This is a genomic window from Pseudomonas sp. GW821-FHT02A08 (assembly GCF_059422045.1).
The window spans coordinates 70,343-90,733 of the sequence record NZ_JBWKWD010000016.1 but is presented as its reverse complement, the minus strand read 5'-3'; the positions used below and the strand labels follow the sequence as shown (position 1 = coordinate 90,733).

The 20,391-nt window shown below is 60.7% G+C and carries 14 protein-coding genes; 5 read left to right on the top strand and 9 right to left on the bottom strand.

Annotated features, from left to right (window positions below; translation table 11 throughout):
- Positions 1-394: 394 nt before the first annotated feature.
- On the bottom strand, positions 395-1,777 hold the full coding sequence (gene cysS / locus AC07W4_RS13730; protein ID WP_495032804.1) for a cysteine--tRNA ligase: 1,383 nt from the start codon (positions 1,775-1,777) through the stop codon (positions 395-397).
- Positions 1,778-1,792: 15 nt separating this feature from the next.
- Positions 1,793-3,490 carry a glutamine--tRNA ligase/YqeY domain fusion protein gene (locus tag AC07W4_RS13725; protein ID WP_495032803.1) on the bottom strand — a complete coding sequence of 566 codons (1,698 nt, stop codon included), beginning with the start codon at positions 3,488-3,490 and terminating at the stop codon, positions 1,793-1,795.
- A 250-nt stretch (positions 3,491-3,740) separates the two neighbouring features.
- Between AC07W4_RS13725 and AC07W4_RS13720 the strand changes: the two genes are divergently transcribed.
- Positions 3,741-4,244 (top strand): peptidylprolyl isomerase, encoded by a 504-nt coding sequence (locus AC07W4_RS13720; RefSeq protein WP_008053603.1) that lies wholly within the window; start codon positions 3,741-3,743, stop codon positions 4,242-4,244.
- On the top strand, positions 4,241-4,993 hold the full coding sequence (gene lpxH / locus AC07W4_RS13715) for a UDP-2,3-diacylglucosamine diphosphatase (protein WP_495032802.1): 753 nt from the start codon (positions 4,241-4,243) through the stop codon (positions 4,991-4,993). Before AC07W4_RS13720 ends, lpxH begins: the two co-directional genes overlap by 4 nt.
- Positions 4,994-5,115: 122 nt before the next feature.
- Here the strand turns inward: lpxH and AC07W4_RS13710 are convergent, their stop codons facing one another.
- The 7 genes from AC07W4_RS13710 to AC07W4_RS13680 all read right to left on the bottom strand — a co-directional run bounded on the left by AC07W4_RS13710 (position 5,116) and on the right by AC07W4_RS13680 (position 16,320).
- The gene (locus AC07W4_RS13710) at positions 5,116-6,648 is read right to left on the bottom strand and encodes a DHA2 family efflux MFS transporter permease subunit (protein WP_495032801.1); all 1,533 of its coding nucleotides are present in this window, start codon (positions 6,646-6,648) and stop codon (positions 5,116-5,118) included.
- A 164-nt stretch (positions 6,649-6,812) separates the two neighbouring features.
- Complete coding sequence (locus AC07W4_RS13705) at positions 6,813-8,015, bottom strand: HlyD family secretion protein (RefSeq protein ID WP_495032800.1); 1,203 nt, start codon at positions 8,013-8,015, stop codon at positions 6,813-6,815.
- A 15-nt stretch (positions 8,016-8,030) separates the two neighbouring features.
- Positions 8,031-9,500 (bottom strand): efflux transporter outer membrane subunit, encoded by a 1,470-nt coding sequence (locus tag AC07W4_RS13700; RefSeq protein ID WP_495032799.1) that lies wholly within the window; start codon positions 9,498-9,500, stop codon positions 8,031-8,033.
- Positions 9,497-9,970 (bottom strand): MarR family winged helix-turn-helix transcriptional regulator, encoded by a 474-nt coding sequence (locus AC07W4_RS13695; RefSeq protein WP_495032798.1) that lies wholly within the window; start codon positions 9,968-9,970, stop codon positions 9,497-9,499. Before AC07W4_RS13695 ends, AC07W4_RS13700 begins: the two co-directional genes overlap by 4 nt.
- A 238-nt stretch (positions 9,971-10,208) precedes the next feature.
- Entirely contained in the window at positions 10,209-13,880 is a 3,672-nt protein-coding gene (locus tag AC07W4_RS13690; RefSeq protein WP_495032797.1) for a translocation/assembly module TamB domain-containing protein, read from the bottom strand.
- Positions 13,877-15,604, bottom strand: coding sequence for an autotransporter assembly complex protein TamA (locus AC07W4_RS13685; protein WP_495032796.1), 1,728 nt, complete (start codon positions 15,602-15,604; stop codon positions 13,877-13,879). The genes AC07W4_RS13690 and AC07W4_RS13685 overlap by 4 nt, the downstream gene beginning before the upstream one ends.
- A gap of 65 nt (positions 15,605-15,669) precedes the next feature.
- A complete protein-coding gene (locus AC07W4_RS13680; protein ID WP_495032795.1) occupies positions 15,670-16,320 on the bottom strand; it encodes a GNAT family N-acetyltransferase in 651 nt (216 codons plus the stop codon).
- A gap of 296 nt (positions 16,321-16,616) precedes the next feature.
- Here AC07W4_RS13680 and xthA point away from each other — a divergent pair, with 296 nt between their 5' ends.
- The 3 genes from xthA to AC07W4_RS13665 all read left to right on the top strand — a co-directional run bounded on the left by xthA (position 16,617) and on the right by AC07W4_RS13665 (position 20,336).
- The gene (gene xthA / locus AC07W4_RS13675) at positions 16,617-17,429 is read left to right on the top strand and encodes an exodeoxyribonuclease III (protein WP_008053614.1); all 813 of its coding nucleotides are present in this window, start codon (positions 16,617-16,619) and stop codon (positions 17,427-17,429) included.
- 203 nt (positions 17,430-17,632) lie between these two features.
- Positions 17,633-18,973: a phosphate ABC transporter substrate-binding/OmpA family protein gene (locus AC07W4_RS13670; RefSeq protein ID WP_495032794.1), complete on the top strand. Its 1,341-nt coding sequence runs from the start codon at positions 17,633-17,635 to the stop codon at positions 18,971-18,973.
- Between the two features lie 172 nt (positions 18,974-19,145).
- Positions 19,146-20,336 (top strand): hypothetical protein, encoded by a 1,191-nt coding sequence (locus AC07W4_RS13665; protein WP_495032793.1) that lies wholly within the window; start codon positions 19,146-19,148, stop codon positions 20,334-20,336.
- Positions 20,337-20,391 lie beyond the last annotated feature (55 nt).

The window sequence follows — 20,391 nt, the reverse complement described above, 5'->3', positions numbered from 1 at the left end:
AGGCTGCGTTCGGCCGCGCAGCGGTCGCAAGATCTTTCATGCGGTGTATCAGACTAAACGAAGTTGTCCGATTGGCGAGGGCTGCGCCCTCGAACGCAGCCTTCGGCAGCTGCTACGAAAATCAAACGTACCCTGATCAAACAAAAACCCGCACAAGGCGTAATGCCGATCAGTTAAGCCACAACGCAATCTGTAGCAGCTGGCGTAGCCTGCGTCCGGCTGCGCAGCAGTCGTAAAATCAGCGTTCGCGGTACCTCAGAGAGATCGTGCAAGCCGGATTTACGACTGCTGCGCAGCCGGACGCAGCCTTCGGCAGCTGCTACGAAAATCAAACGTACCCTGATCAAACAAAAACCCGCACAAGGCGGGTTTTGTTTTACAGCAGATCAGGCAATCAGTCAGCCAGACGCCAGGTCGTGCCACCCTTGCCGTCTTCCAGCACCACGCCCATGGCCGTGAGCTGGTCGCGGATACGGTCGGATTCGGCCCAGTCCTTGCCGGCACGTGCCGCCAGGCGCGCTGCGATCAACGCCTCGACTTCGGCAGCATCCACACGCCCTTCGGCGCCGGCCTGCAAGAAGTCATCGGCTTCGAGCTGCAACACACCCAGCACGCTGGCCAGTTCCTTGAGGCGCGCCGCCAGACCGGCCGCAGCGTTGAGATCGCTCTCACGCAAACGGTTGATCTCGCGGACCATCTCGAACAGCACCGCGCAGGCTTCCGGCGTACCGAAATCGTCGTTCATCACCGTGGTGAAACGCTCGACGAAGGCTTCGCCGCCAGCAGGTGCAACATTCGGCAGGCCTTTCAACGCGTGGTAGAAACGCTCCAGGGCGCCCTTGGCGTCCTTGAGGTTGTCTTCCGAGTAGTTGATGGCGCTGCGGTAGTGGCTCGACACCAGCAGGTAACGCACGACCTCCGGGTGGTACTTGTCGAGCACGTCGCGAATGGTGAAGAAGTTGTTCAAGGACTTGGACATCTTCTCGCCATTGATGCGAATCATGCCGCAATGCATCCACGCGTTGGCGTAGGTCTTGCCGGTGGCCGCTTCGCTCTGGGCGATTTCGTTTTCATGGTGCGGGAACTCCAGGTCGCTGCCGCCGCCATGAATGTCGAAGGTTTCGCCCAGGCAGCAGGTCGACATCACCGAGCACTCGATGTGCCAGCCCGGACGCCCGGCGCCCCATGGCGATTCCCAGCTCGGCTCGCCCGGCTTGGCGGCTTTCCACAGCACGAAGTCCAGCGGGTCCTGTTTCGACTCGTCGACTTCGATCCGTGCGCCGATGCGCAGGTCTTCGATCTTCTTGCGCGACAGCTTGCCGTAGCCCATGAATTTGGCGACGCGGTAGTACACGTCGCCATTGCCCGGTGCGTAGGCGTAGCCCTTGTCGATCAAGGTCTGGATCATGCTCTGCATGCCAGCGATATGATCGGTGGCCCGCGGTTCCATGTCCGGCTTGAGGATATTGAGGCGCGCCTCGTCCTCGTGCATCGCGGTGATCATGCGTTCGGTCAACACGTCGAACGGCTCTCCGTTCTCCTTGGCCCGATTGATGATCTTGTCTTCAATATCGGTGATGTTGCGCACATACGTCAGGTTATAACCGCTGAAACGCAACCAGCGGGTCACCAGGTCGAACGCGACCATGCTGCGGCCGTGGCCAATGTGGCAGTAGTCGTACACGGTCATCCCGCAGACGTACATGCGCACATTGTTGCCATCGAGCGGCTTGAAGACTTCTTTGCTCTTGGTGAGCGTGTTGTAGATCGTAAGCACTTTAAGTTCCTTGAATCACTGGCCCCACGAATCACGCAAGGTCACGGTACGGTTGAACACCGGAGCGCCCGGTTTCGAGTCCTTGATATCCGCGACGAAGTAACCTTCGCGCTCGAACTGGAAACGGTCTTCCGGCTGTGCATTGCCCAGCGAAGGCTCGGCACGACAACCAGTGAGAACTTGCAGCGAGTCAGGGTTGATGTTGTCCAGGAAACTGGCGCTGTCTTCGGCCTTCTCAGGGTTGGCCGAACGGAACAGACGATCGTACAGACGCACTTCGCACTCGACGCTGGCAGCGGCCGGCACCCAGTGGATCACGCCTTTGACCTTGCGGCCTTCAGGGTTCTTGCCCAGGGTGTCCGGATCGTAGGAGCAACGCAGTTCGACGATGTTGCCATCGGCGTCCTTGATCGCTTCGTCGGCACGGATCACGTAGCTGCCACGCAGGCGCACTTCACCGGCCGGCTCCAGGCGCTTGTAGCCCTTCGGCGGCTCTTCCATGAAGTCTTCACGGTCGATATAGATTTCCCGGGCGAACGGCAGTGCGCGCACGCCCATGTCTTCTTTCGGGTGGCACGGCAGTTCGAGGTTCTCGACCTGGCCTTCCGGGTAGTTGGTGATCACGACTTTCAGCGGACGCAGTACGCACATGGCGCGCGGGGCGCTGTGGTCGAGGTCGTCACGGATGCTGAATTCGAGCATGCCGAAGTCCACCACGCCGTCGGAACGGTTGGTGCCGATCATTTCGCAGAAGTTGCGGATCGATTTTGGCGTGTAGCCACGGCGGCGGAAACCCGACAGCGTGGACATGCGCGGGTCGTCCCAGCCGTTGACGTGACCTTCATCCACAAGCTGCTTGAGCTTGCGCTTGCTGGTGATGGTGTAGTTCAGGTTCAGGCGGCTGAACTCGTACTGGCGCGGGGTGGCCGGCACCGACAAGTGCTCGAGGAACCATTCGTACAGCGGACGGTGGCTTTCGAACTCCAGGGTGCAGATCGAATGGGTGATGCCTTCGATGGCGTCCGACTGACCGTGGGTGAAGTCGTAGTTCGGGTAGATGCACCACTTGTCACCGGTCTGGTGGTGGTGAGCATGGCGAATGCGATACATGATCGGGTCGCGCAGGTTCATGTTCGGCGAGGCCATGTCAATCTTGGCCCGCAGCACCCGTGCGCCGTCCTTGAACTCGCCGGCCTTCATGCGGGCGAACAGGTCCAGGTTTTCTTCAACCGAACGGTCGCGGAACGGGCTGTTCTTGCCCGGCTCGGTCAGGCTGCCACGGTATTCCCTGGCTTGCTCCGGGGTCAGGTCATCGACGTAGGCATTGCCGGATTTGATCAACTCCACCGCCCAGTCATGCAACTGGTCGAAATACTGCGAGGCGTAGCGCACTTCACCGGACCACTCGAAGCCCAGCCATTTGACGTCGCTTTCGATCGCGTCGATGTATTCCTGGTCTTCCTTGGCCGGGTTGGTGTCGTCGAAACGCAGGTGCGTGACGCCGCCGAACTCCTGGGCCAGGCCGAAGTTCACGCAGATCGACTTGGCGTGGCCGATGTGCAGGTAGCCGTTGGGTTCAGGCGGGAAACGGGTGACGATCTGCGTGTGCTTGCCCGAGTCCAGGTCTGCCTGGATGATCGGCCGCAGGAAGTTGACCGGCACGGCAGGGCCGGTCTTGGCATTCGAGGTAGGGTCGACAGTGGGCTTGCTCATAGGATCCTTGAACGTACAAGTGCGTGGCCGTAATGAAGGCCGGACAAAACAAAGGCGCTATCATAGCCGATGCCGTCAAGTACCTGACAGAGCGCACTCTGTAAACCGTCGCATTTAATGGGCCGTAAATGAAAAAACAGCCTCGAAATTCGCGTCTGGCACGCTAAACTGCGCACCTTGGCCAAAAAGGCTGAACCGGTGGCGGGACATGCTGTTCCAACACCACGAATTCCTTCAATGAGTAACGATCATGACCCAAGTCAAACTGACTACCAACTTCGGCGACATCGTCCTCGAACTGAACGCCGACAAAGCCCCGATCACCGTGGCCAACTTCGTCGAGTACGTTAAAGCCGGTCACTACGAAAACACCGTTTTCCACCGTGTCATCGGTAACTTCATGATCCAGGGCGGCGGTTTCGAGCCAGGCATGAAAGAAAAGAAAGACAAGCGTCCAAGCATCCAGAACGAAGCCGACAACGGTCTTTCCAACGACAAGTACACTGTCGCCATGGCCCGCACCATGGAGCCGCATTCGGCTTCCGCACAGTTCTTCATCAACGTGGCGGACAACAGCTTCCTGAACCACAGCGGCAAGAACGTTCAGGGCTGGGGCTACGCGGTATTCGGTAAAGTGACCGCCGGCACCGACGTTGTCGACAAGATCAAAGGCGTGGCCACCACGTCCAAGTCCGGCCACCAGGACGTACCGGCAGACGACGTGATCATCGAGAAAGCCGAGATCATTGAGTGATATTGCTGATTTCAGACTTACATCTGATCGATGCGCGCCCGGACATTACCCGGGCGTTTCTGGATTTGCTCGCCGGACGCGCCCGCTCGGCGAGTGCGTTGTACATTCTGGGCGACTTCTTCGAGGTGTGGATTGGCGACGACGCCATGACCCCCTTCCAGCGCTCCATCTGCCAGGCCCTGCGCGACCTCAGCGACAGCGGCACGGCCATTTTCCTGATGCACGGCAATCGCGACTTCCTGCTCGGCAAGGCCTTCTGCAAAGCAGCCGGCTGCACCTTGTTGAAGGATCCGAGCGTCGTGCAGTTCAACGGCGAGCCGGTGCTGCTGATGCACGGCGACAGCCTCTGCACCCGCGACGAAGCCTATATGAAGCTGCGTCGCTACCTGCGCAACCCGATCACCCTGTTCATCCTGCGGCACCTGCCCCTGCGCACCCGGCACAAGCTGGCGCGCAAGCTGCGCAGTGAAAGCCGCGCGCAAACGCGGATGAAGGCCAACGACATCGTCGATGTCACGCCCGAAGAAATTCCGCGGATCATGCAGGAATACGGCGTGAAGACCTTGATCCACGGGCATACCCACCGTCCCGCGATTCACAAGTTGCAGCTTGGCGAGCAAGCGGCCAGGCGCATTGTGCTGGGGGATTGGGATCGTCAAGGCTGGGCGTTGCAGGTGGATGAGCAGGGGTTTGCGCTGGCGCCCTTTGATTTCACTCCGCCACCGCAACTGGCAGCCCCCGCCAACTGAAGGCTGTAGGAGATCCCTGTGGGAGCGGGCTTGCTCGCGAAGACGGTGTGTCAGTCGACATCTGTATTGACTGATCCACCGCTTTCGCGAGCAAGCCCGCTCCCACATTGGTGCTGCGGTGCTTAGTGGCTTGCAGACGCCGCAGGCCCCGCCTTGGCGGTAAACGGCGGCCTGGCCAGCCACACAATCAGGATCAGCCCCATGAACATCCAGCCCAGCAAGGTGAAGTAATCCACCGTGGACATGATGTACGCCTGGCTGATCACCATCTGATCCAGTTGCGTGTAAGCCTGAGCCCCTGCCCCGCCCAGATGGGTAATCGCCTCGCGAGTCGCCGGATCGAACGGCGTAATGCTTTCAGTCAGGTACGCGTGATGCTGATCCGCCCGGCGAATCCAGATCCAGGTGGTCAACGACGCCGCAAAACTGCCGCCCAGGGTCCGCAAGAATGTCGCCAGCCCCGAACCGTCGGCAATCTGGCTCGGCGGCAGGTCCGAGAGCAGGATGGTCAGGGTCGGCATGAAGAACAGCGCCACGCCGATCCCCATGAACAGCTGCACCATGGCGATGTGCTGGAAGTCCACCTCATTGGTGAAGCCTGCGCGCATGAAACAGCTCAGGCCGATGGCCAGGAACGCCCCGCCCGCCAGCAGGCGCATGTCGAATTTCGGTGCGTATTTGCCGACAAACGGCGCCAGCAGCACCGGCAGGATCCCCAGCGGGGCCACGGCAAAACCGGCCCAGGTCGCGGTGTAGCCCAGCCGCGTTTGCAGCCACTGCGGCAGGATCAGATTGATCCCGAAGAACCCGGCATAACCCAGGATCAGCACGATGGTGCCGTAGCGGAAGTTGCGATGGGCAAACAGCCGCAGGTTGACCACCGGGTGTTCGTCGGTCATTTCCCAGATCACGAAGAACGCCAGGGCCACCACCGAAATCACCGAGCCGATCACGATGAAGCCGGATTCGAACCAGTCGGCATCGTTGCCCTTGTCGAGCACGATCTGCAATGCCCCGACGCCGATGATCAGCGCGATCAAGCCGACGTAATCCATCGGTTGGCGGCTGGTGACCACCGGGCGCTTTTTCATCTGTTGGGTCACCACCCAGGCCGCGAACAGGCCGATCGGCACGTTGATGAAGAAAATCCACGGCCAGCTGTAGCTGTCGGTGATCCAGCCGCCGAGGATCGGCCCGGCAATCGGCGCGACCACCGTGACCATCGCCAACAGTGCCAGCGCCAGCCCCCGTTTCGCCGGGGGGTAAACCGCAATCAGCAGGGTCTGGGTCATCGGATACAGCGGCCCGGCCACTACCCCTTGCAGCACCCTGAAGCCCACCAGCTCGGGCATCGAGGTGGAAATCCCGCACAAGAACGAAGCCAGCACGAACAGCAGCGTCGCCCAGACAAACAGCTTCACCTCGCCAAAACGCCGACTGAGCCAACCGGTCAGGGGCAAGGCGATGGCGTTGCTCACGGCAAACGAGGTAATGACCCAGGTGCCCTGCTCCGAGCTCACGCCCAGGTTGCCGGAGATCGTCGGCAGCGCCACGTTGGCGATGGTGGTGTCGAGCACTTGCATGAAGGTCGCCAGCGACAGGCCGATGGTGCTGAGCAGCAGGCTGGGCGGTGTGAAAGACGCGTTATTGCTCATCGCGAATCCTTTGAAACAGGTCTGGCGCTGCGCCGGTTACAGACGCAGCTATCCCTGTGGGAACGGGCTTGCCCGCGAAGAGGTCGGCACATTCAACATGGATGTCGCCTGACGCTCCGCCTTCGCGAGCAAGCCCGCTCCCACAGGGTCGATGTAATGGCCTTTCAGCGTTGCGCGGTTTTGCTGATCGCGGCGCTGTTGTCGTGGATCAACTGGGTGATCATCGCGTCGGCCTCGGCCAACTGACGGTCGTAGACGTTGGTGCTGAACGAAGCCTTCTGCGGCGGCTGTTGCGCCAGCACCGGCCCGCTCTGGTCGTGCAGGTCCACATCGACCATGGTCGACAGGCCGACCCGCAGCGGATGTTTGGCCAGTTCCTGGGCGTTGACGTGAACTCGCACCGGCACGCGCTGCACGATCTTGATCCAGTTGCCGGTGGCGTTCTGCGCCGGCAGCAGGGCAAAGGCGCTGCCGGTGCCGGCGCCGAGGCTGTCGATGGTGCCGCTGTATTTGACGCTGCTGCCGTACAGGTCGGTTTCGATCTCCACCGGTTGGCCAATGCGCATGTCACGCAGCTGGGTTTCCTTGAAGTTGGCGTCGATCCACAGCTGATCCAACGGAATTACCGCCATCAGCGCGGTACCCGGTTGTACCCGTTGGCCCAGTTGCACCGAACGCTTGGCCACGTAACCGGTGACCGGTGCAATCAGGACGCTGCGTGAGTTGTTCAGGTAGGCCTGACGCAGTTGCGCGGCGGCGGCCATCACGTCCGGGTGCGAAGAAACCACGGTGTCATCCACCAGCGCGCTGGTGGTCTTGAGCTTTTGTTCGGCATTGGCCAGGGCGTTTTGCGCCGAGGTCAGGTCGTCGCGGGCGTGGGACAGCTCTTCCTGGGAAATCGCCCCGCCGGCGGCGAGGTTCTTGCGCCGGCTGAAGTTGTCCTGGGCCTTTTGCACTTCGGCTTTCTGCGCATTGACCTGGGCCTTCATGCCATCCACATCGCTGTACAGGCCGCGCACCTGACGCACGGTACGGGCCAGATTGGCCTGGGCATTTTGCAGACCGATTTCGGCGTCGTTCGGATCAAAGTTCACCAGCACCTGGCCTTCATGCACCAGATCGCCATCGTCGGCGCCGATGCTGACCACGGTTCCCGTGACCAGCGGGGTGATTTCCACCACGTTGCCGTTCACATAGGCGTCGTCGGTGCTTTCGCTCCAGCGCCCGTAGAACTCGTGGTAGGCCCAGACGCCCGCGCCGCTCAGCACGACGACGGCGGCCAGGACCAGCAACATGAACTTGCGCTTGCCCGAATTGGGGTTGCCCTGTGTGTTTTCAGGAGGTTGGGTTGTATCGGCAGTGGCCATGACAAGTACCTTGAATTAGTGGGTCAGCGTGGCTGGCGTGGCGTTGGCCGAGGCGATGGCCTCAGGCTGGAAACCGCCGCCCAGCGCCTGCATCAGCTGGATCGACAGGTCGATCTGCTCGGCATTCAGGTTGGCCAGCTGACGCTGGGCCTGGAGCAATTGCTGCTCGATGCTGAGCACGTCCAGGTAGTTGCCGATGCCGGAACCGTAACGCTGGACCACGGTGTTGTAGGAATCCTGGGCGATGTCGGTGGCATGCTGCTGGGCAGCGATCTGCCGGCCGATATCGCGCAGCTGGTTAATGCTGTCACTGACATCCCCCAGCGCCTTCACCAGGCTTTTGTTGTATTGCGCCACGGCGAGGTCGTAATCGGCGTCGCGGGAATCGAGGTCGGCGCGCAAGCGGCCACCGTCGAAAATCGGCACAGAAATCGTCGGTGCAATGTTGAAGAAGCGGCTGGCCGATCCAAACATCGCATCGCCCAACAAGGATTCGGCACCGGCAGCGGCGCTGAGGTTCAGGTTGGGATAGAACCGGGTCTTGCCGGCATCGATGCTTTTGCTCGCCGCCTCGACCCGCCAGCGCGCGGCCACCAGGTCCGGGCGACGCCCGAGCAACTCGGCCGGCAGCACCGAAGGTAGCGCTACCGCACTTGGTTGAAGAATGTTGGGGCGGGCAATTTCATTGCCCCGGTCCGGGCCTTTGCCGAGCAGCACCGCGAGAGCGATTTTCGCGCTGTTCAAGCGTTTTTCGGCGTCGATCAGGTTGGCCTGGGAAGTGGCTTCCAGGCTTTCGGTCTGCTGGAACTGGTACTGACTGTCGATCCCGGCCGTCAGGCGCCGCTGGCTCAGGTCGAGCATTTGCCGGGTGCGCTTGAGGTCTTCGTTGGACAGGTCGTAGACGATGTGTGCCTGGCCAAGGTCGCTATAGGCCCGGGCGACATCGGCGGCCAGGGTCAGTTGCGCGGCCTGCTGGTCGACTTCGGCGGCGCGGGCCTGGCCGAGGGCCGCTTCCCAGGCATCGCGCTGACCGCCCCACAGGTCGAAGTTGTAATTGAAACCGGTGCTGATGTTACGCACGGTGGCATACGTGTCGCCCTGCCCGCGCGGGTCCTGGTCCCGGGCCAGGCGCGAGCGGCTGACACCGGCGCTGGCATCCAGGGTCGGCATCCGCTCGGCGTCGGCTGCGGAAGCGGCAGCGCTGGCCTGATGGGCACGGGCGTCGGCGATCTGCATGTCCGGGCTGTCGCGCAGGGCCTCGCGGATCAGGCCGTCGAGTTGCGGGTCGCCGAGGCTTTTCCACCAGTCGCTTTTCGGCCAGGCGGCGGGCGACAAGGTCACGCCGCCGAGGGATTGCCCGGCCTTGAGGGTCTTGGCGTCGAGGTTGACGCCTTCGGTTTTCAGGCCGCTGTAACTGGCGCAACCGGCGACGCTCATGGCCAACAGCACCAGGCTCAGGCCGGTACGCAAGGGGTTACTGCTCATTTGTCACCTACCCGCAGCAGGGTGATCGCGTCACCGGCTGCCACCAAAATTTTCTTCAGGATCAACTCCAGGGTTTTCAGCTCCTCCGCAGTGATGGCACCGGCCAGTTCATTCATGGCTTCGGCGCCGATGTGCGGCAGGCGGTCGGCGAGCTTCTGCCCTTCTTCCGTAAGCACAAGCTGCACCTGACGGCGATCCGCCTCGGAGCGTTGGCGAGCGAGGAAACCTTTCTGTTCCAGACGATCGAGCATGCGCGTCATCGAGCCGCTGTCCAGGGACAGGTGGCGGCACAACTCGCCCGGCGAATCGATGCCGAACTGGGCAATGATGATCAACACCTTGAACTGCGCGGCGGTGATGCCGTGGGGTTCCATGTGGGTGTCGATGATCCGGTCCTTGAGCAGCGCGGCACGTCCGAGCAGCAGGCCAAGATGGCAATTGTGGAAATCGTCTGGAGAGAAATGTTTCATCTGACCACCAATTAGCTGCCTAGGCAGTGAATGTATGTCGAGATGTTACTGCCTAGGCAGCGAATGTCAACGCAATAGTTAGCATGCTTGGTAAATAGTTGATAAATGGTTTCGGATTTTGTGCTGGCCACACGGACGCCTTCGCGAGCAAGCCCGCTCCCACAGGGATCACGCTGAACCTGTGGGAGCGGGCTTGCTCGCGAATGGGGCGACTCGGTCTTTTGCAGGAAATGCGGGCCTAGAAATCCCGCTTGTAGAAGATGTCCAGCGAACTGGCCACGCCGCCGGCGGCTTCGAGGTAGACCTTTTTGCTCAGCTTGTAGCGCAGGGCAATGGTGTTGGCCGGCTCGAACACGCCAACGCCATAGCGCAGGCTGAGCTTCTCGGAAATATTACCGCTGGCCACCACACTGGTGGCGTCGCCACTGCCTTGTGTGTCGAGCTGGAAGTCCTGGATGCCCAGGTTCTTGGCGATGCCGCTGGTCACACCGGAACTGCCCATCAAGCCCAACCCGAGGGCCGCCTGGGCGAGCATGTTGTTGTCTTCGCCATTGCTGCTCAGCGGACGCCCGAGCACCAGATAGGACAGGGCCTGCTCCTGGCTCATTGCCGGTTCTGAAAAGATTTGCGTGGTCGGTTGTTCGGCGCTGCCACTCAAACGAATGCCGGCGATGATGTCGTCGGTCTTGCGAATGGCTTCGATGTCCAGGTACGGCTGATCGATGGGCCCGGCAAACAGCAAACGTGCCCGGCGCACCGAAAGCCGCTGGCCGTAAGCACGGTAACGCCCGTCGTTGAGCCACAGCTCGCCACGGGTGTCCATGTTGTCGCCGATGTGCACATGCCCCTGCACATTGGCGGTCAGGCCAAACCCGGCAAAGCTCAGCTTGTCCTCGCCGACCAGCACCTCAATGTCCATCTTCATCGCCAGCGGTGGCTTGCCCTCCTCGGTCTGCTGACCGACGATCACCGTGTCATCGGAGACCTTGACCGTCGACGGCGGCAATTCGCGAATGGTGATTTCGCCCCTGGGCACCAGCACTTTACCGGCGATGGCCAGCTCATCGCCCTTCATTGAAATTTTCAGGTCCGGTGCGACTTCAAGCTTGGCGTAAGGCTCGACGGTGACCGGCAATTGCGAGCCTTTGAGTACCAGATCCACCACTAGCGCCTGACCCCAGGCAATGTTGCCGTTCAGACTGCCCTGCCCGGCCTTGCCGCTGTTCCAGCCACCGTTCAATTGCACGCTTTCACCGGCGATGAGTGCTTGAACGTGCAGGTTTTTCAGCTCCATCGGCAATTCAGGCCCGGAGATCTGACCGTCGCTGAGTTGCAGGCTGCCGTTGACCTGCGGCGCCAGCAGCCCGCCGGAAATCGTGCCGCTGCCGTTCAAGCGCCCGGTCAGCTTCTCGACCATCGGCACGAACGGTCGCGCCACCGACAGGTCCAGCCCGCTCAAGCGGAACGAGCCGCTCAACGGTTTGTTCTTTGGCAACGGATTGAGCTGCGCCTGCACCATCAGCTCGCCGAGTTTGCCGCCGACGAAATTGAGTTCGGTGTCGATACGTTTGGGCGTGAGTTTGCTGGTGAGCTTCAGGGTCTGGTACGGGAAGTCCAGCCACTGGTCCTTGTCCTTGATGCGCAACGTGCCGCCGCCGGCATCGACGCTGACCTGGCCGTTCGGGCCACTGGCCGGCAGGTCCAGTTGCAGGTCGGCGTTGAGCCGGCCCTGCCAGGCGAAATCCTTCGGCAACCATTGCGCGAGGCTGTCGATCGGGAATTGCTTGAGGTGATAACGCAGCTTCGGCTCGGGCATCAGGCGCGAGTCTTCACCGCACAGGCTGGCCTGGCCGGATGCCCAGCAATGGGCGCCAAAGTTGATTTTGCCGTCCGCCAGGCGTTCGAGTTTCGCCGGCCCTTGCAGCTTCCAGTCCTGGCCACCGGCCTGGATATCACCGCTGGCCAGGCGCCCGCGCCAATTGCCTTTATCCAGCGCACCGTCCAGACCCAGCGCCAGTTTCAGCTTCGGCCCTTGCAGATCGAGGCTCAGCTTCTGGTTCTTGATGTCGCCCTGGCCGCTGGCGGTCAGGGTTCCCAGCGAGGTGTCACCGGCCTGGATGCCGCTGCCCTTGAGGTCGATTTTCGCCCGTTGGGCACTGTCGAGCATGGCGTCCAGGTTCAGGCTTTGCAGGCGATTGTCCTGGAAAACCAATTGCGAGCCTTGCAGGTCCAGCTTGCCTTGGGGCGCCTTGAGCGTGCCGGCGACATCCACGCGGCCATTGAGCTGGCCGCGCAGCTCTGGCCAGAGCTGGGCCAGGCGCGGCAGCTTGAGATCGATCTGGCCGGCGAGTTTCTGTTGCAGGTTGCCTTTGCCGCTGATGCTGTTATCGCCGAGGCGAACTTGCAGGGCATTGAGGTTCCATTGCTCGCCACGGCCATCGGCCTTGGCCTGGATTACCGCCGGTTGGCCGCGCAGTTTGCCCTTGAGGTCCAGGTCGGCATTGAGGCTGAGCACTTCATTTTTCATCTCGCCCGTGCTGCGTAACGGCCCGGCCAGTGTGCCCGGCAGCTCCGCGACCCAGTACGCCGGGTTGATCGCCGACAGGTCCAGCGCGGTGTCCCAGGCGATGCCATCGGCGAATTGCAGGTTCAGGTGCCCTTCGGCTTTGCCCTGCCCGGCCTGGAGTTGAATCTGTTGCAGGTAGATTTTCGTCAGGTCGCCGGCGAACGGGCTGGCCAGGGTGAAGGCGCCGGCCGGACCATCCGCCGCCGCGTCAAAATGACCGAGGTACTTGCCGTCGGTGTAAGAGACTTCGCCGGTGAACGTGCGAAGCGCTACTTGCGGTTCGTCGATGAGCGGATAGAGCCTGTGCCACGGGAAGTCCAGCCAGTCGATCTTCGCCTCGGCGCTCAGGCCCTTGCTCCAATCCAGCTGTCCGGTGAGCTTGAGGCTCTGCTTGTCGTTGGCGGTCAGGTCCAGCGCGGCGATCTGCGCGCCCTTGGCGTCGACCTTGCCTTGCAGCATCAGGGCGACTGGCCCTTGCTCGGCGGGCAGCGTGGCTTTGCCGAGCAGCGCGTAGCCGTTCTTCAGGTCCCCTGCCCCCGTGAGCTCAAGCTGATTGAGTTGCAGGGTGTCCGGCAGATCGGTACCGGGCTTGAAGCCATCGGCGGTGATCCGCACCTTGGCCGGCAGGTTTTCCACCAGCGGTTGCAGTTCGCCGGTCAGCTGCCCGTTGAGGTAACCGCTGCCGTCGGCTTTCAGGTTCAGGGTCTTGAGCAGGTCGCCGTCGACTTTCAGCGACAGCGCCAAAGGTTCAGGCGTCGACAACAGGGTCAACTTGCCGGAGGCGCTGAGGGGCCAGTTGCCGGAGGGTTGCAGCAGACCGGACAGGTTCAGGCTCAGGTCATCGCGCTGCAACGACACCGCGTCGATCTTCAAACCGGCCGTCGTCCAGTGCGCCGCCAGTTGCAAGCCCTTGAGCTCTTCGCTGCCGTTGAACAACAGGCTGCCGACCTTGATCTCTCCCAGTTCGATGGCCAATGGCAACTTGAGCTCCGGGAGCGTGATCGGGCCGCTGTCTGGCTCTTCAGCACCCGGCGGGAACGTCAGGCTGACCTGATCGGCCTGCAATTGCTCGATGCACAGGGTCATGCGGGTCAGGCACAACGGCGACCAGGCGAAAATCACCTTGCTCAGCTCAACCCGATTGCTGTCCTGCTGCCACAGCACCCGGTCGGCACTCCACTGCCCGCCCAACCGGCCCTGGAAGTTTTCCAGGGTCAAGCCCGGCACGAAACCCAATGCCCAGCGGCTGCCCGTCGCCGTACCCAGCACCGTGGCCAGCGTCAGGACAACCAGCATCAACAGTGCGGCTATCGTCAGCAGCGTTACTTTCAAACCACGCTTCACAGCTCAGGCCCCATGGAAAAGTGCAGTCGAATACCGCCATCGTCGTCCAGCGCATGGGCCAGGTCGAGGCGGATCGGCCCCACCGGCGAGACCCAGCGCACGCCGATACCGACTCCGGTCTTGAGACTCGGCAGCTCGAGGGTGTTGAAGGCGTTTCCCTGATCGACAAAGGTCGCGATTCGCCATTTTTCGGCGACCGAATACTGATACTCCGCGCTGGCGGCCACCATGTAGCGGCCACCGATGCGGTCGCCGTCGGAGTTTTCCGGGGACAGGCTCTGATAGTCGTAGCCACGCACGCTCTGATCGCCACCGGCGAAGAAGCGCAGCGATGGCGGTACCGATTTGAAGCCGTTGGTGGCACTGCCGCCGACCTGCACCCGCCCGAGGAAGCGGTGTTTATCGAACACTGTGGTCAGGCCTTTGACCAATGCCGTGCCGTAGAGCAGGTTGCTGTCGGAACCCAGGCCTTCCTTGGCCACCTTGGATTCGAATTGCAGGCGATAGCCGTTGTGCGGGTCGATGCGGTTGTCGCTTTTGAGGTACGAATAGCTCACACCGGGCATCAGCAAGGTACTGAGTCCCGAGTCATCGCCCAGTTGGTAATCCTCGCGCTGCCACTTCAGCGATACCACCCGTTGCCAGCCGCTGGGCAGTTTGCTGTGCCATTCGGGGCCGAGGGTCAACAGTTTGCTATGGGTGTCGGTGCCGGCGATGTCTTCATTCTGATAGCCGCCGGCAAAACGCAATTTGTCCGTCAGCGGCGGGTCCAGCGGAATGTCGTAGAACAACCCGACGTTCTGCCGAGGCGCCGAGACTTCGGCCTCCCAGCCGTAACTGTGCCCTTGCGCATTGACCCAGTGCCGGGTCCAGTTGGCCTTGGCCCGTGGGCCGACGTCGGTGGAGAACCCCAGGCCCAGGCCCATGGTCCGTGGCTTGCGGGTTTCGAGCTTGACGTCTACCGGGATCGCATTCTCTTTTGACGCCGCGGGTGCCGCGTCCACGCGCACGCCTTCGAAGTAGCCACTCGATTGCAGGTTCTGATTGAGTTCGGCAATCAGCTCCGAGTCATAGGGTGTGCCGGCCTTGAATGGCACCATGCGTTGCAGCAGCTCGTCATCGAACGGCGTATCGCCCTCGAAATTGACCTTGCCCAAGGTATAGCGCGGACCGCTTTCATAGATCAGTTCGATGTCGGCGACACCGGCACGGGGGTCGACCGACAATTTTGAACGGGTGAAACGGCCGCTGAAAAAGCCATAACGCGAAGCCTGATTCTGGATCAGGCGCTTGGCGTCCTCATAATGCCCATGGTTGAGCACGGCACCGGGCTTGAGCGCGTCGCTCTTGGGGATTCGAAAGGCCTTGAGGGAGGCTGCCGGACCGTCGACACGCACCGTGACATTGCGCAAGTGCACCGGCTCGCCGGGGTCGACCTTCAGCACCAGGCGCGGCTTTTCGCCGCCCTTCACTTCACTGTCGATGTGCGGCTGGTAATAACCCAAGGCCTGGGCGGCCTTGCGAGCCTGCTCTTCGGCGCCACGGCTGAAGCGCAGCAACGCCTCTTCATCGCGATCGCCGAGGCTGCCGATATAGCCTTCGATATTGGCCTTCAGCTCGTCATTGGACGGTTTGATCCGTACATCCAATTCACTTTGTGCCAGCGCCGTGCAGCTGGTAATCAGCATTAGCGCACCGCTGGTAATTCTTCCTGGAAACTTCATAGGCGCGGATGCTATCACGAGCTTGAGAGCGTGATAGAGCCTGACATGCCCGGAAAGTTCTCTGCTCAAGCCGTTGCTGTTTGTAACACCTGGGGATTGGGGTGAAAAAACACGTGCTCGCGAACCGGTCCTACGGCAACTTCACCGATTTCCTCGTAGCCCTGACGTTTATAGAACTCCAGATAGCGAGGGTTCCCGGTATCGAGGATCACGCCCTGTGAGTGTTCATCCACCGCGCACCAGTTGTGCACGGCTTGCAACAGTTGTTCGCCGAAATGCTGGCCCTGGAACTGCGGGTGAACCCCCAGCAACGGCAGGACGTGCACCGACTCGTTCGGCAGGCAGGCCTCCACGGCAGCGTGATATTCGAGGTAGCGACGGGTACAGCGAAACCCTGTGCTGAGCACCATGCGCAGGCGCCAGGCCCAACTTTCGGTGACGCCCAGGCGACGTTGCGGCGGTGCGATCAGGGCGATGCCGATCAAGCGGTCGTTGACCAGCAGGCCGATGGCCGGCAGGTCCTGGAGAAAGTGCTGGGTCACCAGTTCGCGCACGGTAGCGCGAACCCGCTGCTCGTAGCCGGGGCGCTCGGCTTCGAACAGATAGCCGAAGGTCGGTTCGTGTCGATAAGCCTGGTACAGCAGCGAACGCGCTTCGCGGGCATAGCCGCTGTCGAGCATGTGTATATCGGCGATGGCGGTCGAGGTTTCGGGCATGACGGTTGATCTCCCCGGCACAGCTCGGGTGGCTGCGCTCTTGTTGTTACGAGCCTGTCGGCGCTGTCACAGTTCCTTACAGATCCGCAATCAGTGTAGGCAATGAAATCGCCTTCGCGAGCAAGCCCGCTCCCACAAAAGCAAAGTCAGGCACATAACCTGTGGGAGCGGGCTTGCTCGCGAAGAGGCCATCACTGCCCACACAAGACTGACTGGCAAAAGCGAATCCCCTCACCCCACACTGGCCCGATTCCCACATGTCAGCTAGCATCGCCCTTTTGCCAGGACTGCCGACCATGAAGATCGTCTCCTTCAACATCAACGGGCTGCGCGCCCGTCCCCATCAGCTGGCGGCGCTGATCGAAAAGCACCAGCCCGATGTGATCGGCTTGCAGGAAACCAAGGTCCACGACGATCAGTTCCCACTGGCCGAGGTTCAGGCCCTGGGTTATCACGTGTATTTCCACGGGCAAAAAGGCCATTACGGCGTCGCCCTGCTCTCGCGCCAGGAGCCGCTGGCCCTGCATAAAGGTTTCGCCACCGACGAAGAAGACGCCCAGCGGCGCTTCATCTGGGGCACCTTCGCCGACGCCAATGGCGTGCCGGTGACCATCATGAACGGTTATTTCCCACAGGGTGAAAGCCGCGACCACCCGACAAAATTCCCGGCCAAGGAACGTTTTTACGGCGACTTGCAGCAATTGCTGGAAAGCCAGTTCAAGAATGACCAGCCGCTGGTGGTGATGGGTGACGTGAACATTTCCCCGGAAGACTGCGACATCGGCATCGGCCCAGACAACATGAAGCGCTGGCTGAAGACCGGCAAATGCAGCTTCCTGCCGGAAGAGCGCGAGTGGATGGCCCGCCTGAAGAACTGGGGCCTGGTGGACAGTTTCCGTCACCTGAACCCGGACGTGACCGACACCTTCAGCTGGTTCGACTACCGTAGCCGTGGCTTCGAAGACGAACCCAAGCGTGGCCTGCGCATCGACCTGATTCTCGCCTCCCACGGCTTGCTGCCACGGGTGAAGGCCGCCGGTGTGGATTACGAACTGCGTGGCATGGAAAAACCTTCGGACCATGCGCCGATCTGGCTTGAGTTGAGCTGATCCCGAGACGTACGCAACACCAATGTGGGAGCGGGCTTGCTCGCGAAAGCGTCGGATCAGTCGACACATGTATTGACTGAAACACCGCATTCGTCGGAGCGCCGCCCGGAGCAAGCCCGCTCCCACATTAGAAAAGTGTCATTTTTCGGAAACCTTACTGACTTAATCTCCCGACACCTCCTTTGGCTATGTAAGGTGCCGGCATGATGCTGCGCGTGTTGTTCCTGTTGATGCTGTGCACGGGCTTGCCGCAGGCGGCCTCGGCCGGCGACTTGCCGACACCCGAACACGGCCCGGTGCTGCGAATCCAGGGTTCCAACACGATCGGCGCGGCATTGGGACCGGCACTGGTCGAGGGCCTGCTCAGTGAACAGGGTCTGCGCAAGATCCACCGCGAAACCCCGGACACCGCCAACGAACTGCGCATCGTCGGCGAAACCGTTCAGGGCCGTCGTGTCGTGGTGGAGGTGGCGGCCCATGGTTCCAGCACCGGTTTCACCGCGCTAAAAGCCGCCAGCGCCGATCTTGCCGCCTCGTCGCGCCCGATCAAGGACAGCGAACTGGCGAGCCTGCAATCGCTCGGTGACCTGAAAAGCCCGAGCGCCGAACAGGTCATTGCCATCGATGGCCTGGCGATCATCCTTCACCCGGACAATCCGCTGAACCAACTCGACACCGTGCAACTGGCGCGCATCTTCAGTGGCGAGGTGAAGACCTGGGAAGACATCGGCGGTCGCGGCGGGCCGATACACCTGTACGCGCGGGATGATCAGTCCGGGACCTACGACACCTTCAAGGAACTGGTCCTGAGTGATCGAGGAAAAAGTCTCAGTAGCACGGCGAAACGCTTCGAATCCAGTGAGCAACTGTCCGACGCCGTGAGTGCAGACCCACAAGGCATTGGTTTTATCGGCCTGCCCTACGTGCGCCTGGCCAAAGCCGTGGCGATTGTCGATGGGCAATCACAAGCCATGCTGCCACTCAACAGCCTGATTGCCACGGAAGATTATCCGCTGTCCCGTCGGTTGTTCTTTTACCTGCCCCCCAACGGGAAAAATCCATGGGCCGATGCCCTTGTTGCCTTTGCCCAAAGCGCTAACGGTCAGGCCATTGTGGCCGCCAGCGGTTTTATTGCCCAAACCGTCCAGGCCATGGCCGTTACCCCCAATGCGTTGATGCCCGAGGGTTATCAGGCGCTGAGTCGACATGCTCAACGGCTGTCGGTGAACTTCCGCTTCGAGGAAGGCAGCGCCAGCCTGGACAACAAGGCCCGACAAGACCTGCGGCGGGTGCTCGACTATATAAAGCAGCACGGTAAAACTGAAGGACAGGTCACGCTGGTGGGGTTTGGCGACGCCAAGAGCGACCCGGCGCGCGCCGATCTGTTGTCGAAACTGCGGGCCATGGCGGTGCGGCGGGAGCTGGTGAAGAGCGGCGTAGTGTTTCGCGAAATTCGCGGGTTTGGAGCGCAGATGCCGGTGGCGGCCAATAGCGCCGATGAAGGGAGGATCAAGAATCGGCGGGTTGAGGTTTGGGTGTATTAGATGTTTACGTGCTTTAAAGACGAGCAAGACTGCTAAAATAGACTAACGAACTGTCAAAGTTGACAGTTGTACGATCGATTTCGTTGAAATAGCCTCGCTATGAATGCTGACCTGTTCATTTGCCTGAATGCAGGTGATGTCAGTGAATCAAGGCAAACTTAACGGGTCAATCATGAGCACTCAAAATACATCCCCCAAAAGGCCAGGTAACCTGGACGATCAATTCGGCGACAACGGCTTTGTCAGAGGACCTGCAGGAGCAATAACCTATTCATTGACCTCACAACCCGACGGGAAGTTGATTTATGCCGTACACAGCGCGAATCAATATTTAATTTATCGCACAAACTCCGACGGACAGTCGGACCCATCGTTCGGTAACAACGGCAGCGTTAGCGGTAAATTCCTGGAAGACAAGAGCTCTAAACCTACTCGATTAATCTCCAGAGACAACAAAATACTCATCATCGGCGATGCTTTATACGGAGCCGAAGGAACGCCCGCGGCAAATCGACTGAATGAAAGTGGCAGCCCGGATCTGATTTTCAATACAGTTCTGGTCCCCCGCCCTGCCATATCGTCGAATGCTGATGCATCTGATGGAGGTGTACTTCGGGATGGCAGAATTCTGATTCTTAGCCAACGAACCAAAGATGGAGGTCAGACTCATAACGTGGGCCAGTTGACCTGCATGCTCCCCGATGGAACGCCCGATCGCTCTTTTGGAGATCAAGGGCATATTACTGTTTTTCTGGACGACAATATCAACCGAATGGTCAGCGTCGCGGTTCAAACAGACGACAAGATCGTCATTGGTATGAACTACGTTACATTGCCATCTGGCAGCCGAATAGTACTTTGCCGCTACACGTCACAGGGCAAGCTCGACAAGAGTTTTGGTACTGACGGCTATACTTGGCTCGGTCCTGATGGAGGATCATACGAACTTCACAAGATGATAGCCCAACCCGATGGAAAACTGATTTGCGTTGGGAAAATCGGAAACTTCCAGGCACTGATCATGCGATATAACGAGGACGGTTCTCCCGATCCACGGTTCAACGGCGGCAAGGAGGTGCTGATTAAAGTACAGCATTACGGCGGTTGGTTGAGCGCCGTGGGAGTACAACCTGAAGACGGCAAGATTGTCGCTGCAGGCTGGAGTGGTGGATCCCCTATGCGAATGTTGTGGGGACGCTTGAACGAGGATGGCACGAACGACTCCAGTTTTGGATACGAGGGTTGGGTCAAAGAATCAGCGGGGGGCAGCCCCTACGACATTCTGGTTCAAGATGGCCGTTTCATTATCGCCGGGCGGGCATCCGACCCTACGGAGGCAGTGCTTTACGGCATCCTGCGTTGATGGTTGTACCTGCCAGGAAAAGGCTGTGTCAGTCCTAAGATTGCGGACGACACAG

Bases quoted from the DNA above. Each gene is read 5' to 3' on its own strand.
- AC07W4_RS13710 (WP_495032801.1), bottom strand. From the start codon at position 6,648: ATGAGCAATAACGCGTCTTTCACACCGCCCAGCCTGCTGCTCAGCACC.
- AC07W4_RS13725 (WP_495032803.1), bottom strand. From the start codon at position 3,490: ATGAGCAAGCCCACTGTCGACCCTACCTCGAATGCCAAGACCGGCCCT.
- AC07W4_RS13705 (WP_495032800.1), bottom strand. From the start codon at position 8,015: ATGGCCACTGCCGATACAACCCAACCTCCTGAAAACACACAGGGCAAC.
- xthA (WP_008053614.1), top strand. From the start codon at position 16,617: ATGAAGATCGTCTCCTTCAACATCAACGGGCTGCGCGCCCGTCCCCAT.
- AC07W4_RS13700 (WP_495032799.1), bottom strand. From the start codon at position 9,500: ATGAGCAGTAACCCCTTGCGTACCGGCCTGAGCCTGGTGCTGTTGGCC.
- AC07W4_RS13720 (WP_008053603.1), top strand. From the start codon at position 3,741: ATGACCCAAGTCAAACTGACTACCAACTTCGGCGACATCGTCCTCGAA.
- AC07W4_RS13665 (WP_495032793.1), top strand. From the start codon at position 19,146: ATGAGCACTCAAAATACATCCCCCAAAAGGCCAGGTAACCTGGACGAT.
- AC07W4_RS13685 (WP_495032796.1), bottom strand. From the start codon at position 15,604: ATGAAGTTTCCAGGAAGAATTACCAGCGGTGCGCTAATGCTGATTACC.
- AC07W4_RS13670 (WP_495032794.1), top strand. From the start codon at position 17,633: ATGATGCTGCGCGTGTTGTTCCTGTTGATGCTGTGCACGGGCTTGCCG.
- AC07W4_RS13695 (WP_495032798.1), bottom strand. From the start codon at position 9,970: ATGAAACATTTCTCTCCAGACGATTTCCACAATTGCCATCTTGGCCTG.
- AC07W4_RS13680 (WP_495032795.1), bottom strand. From the start codon at position 16,320: ATGCCCGAAACCTCGACCGCCATCGCCGATATACACATGCTCGACAGC.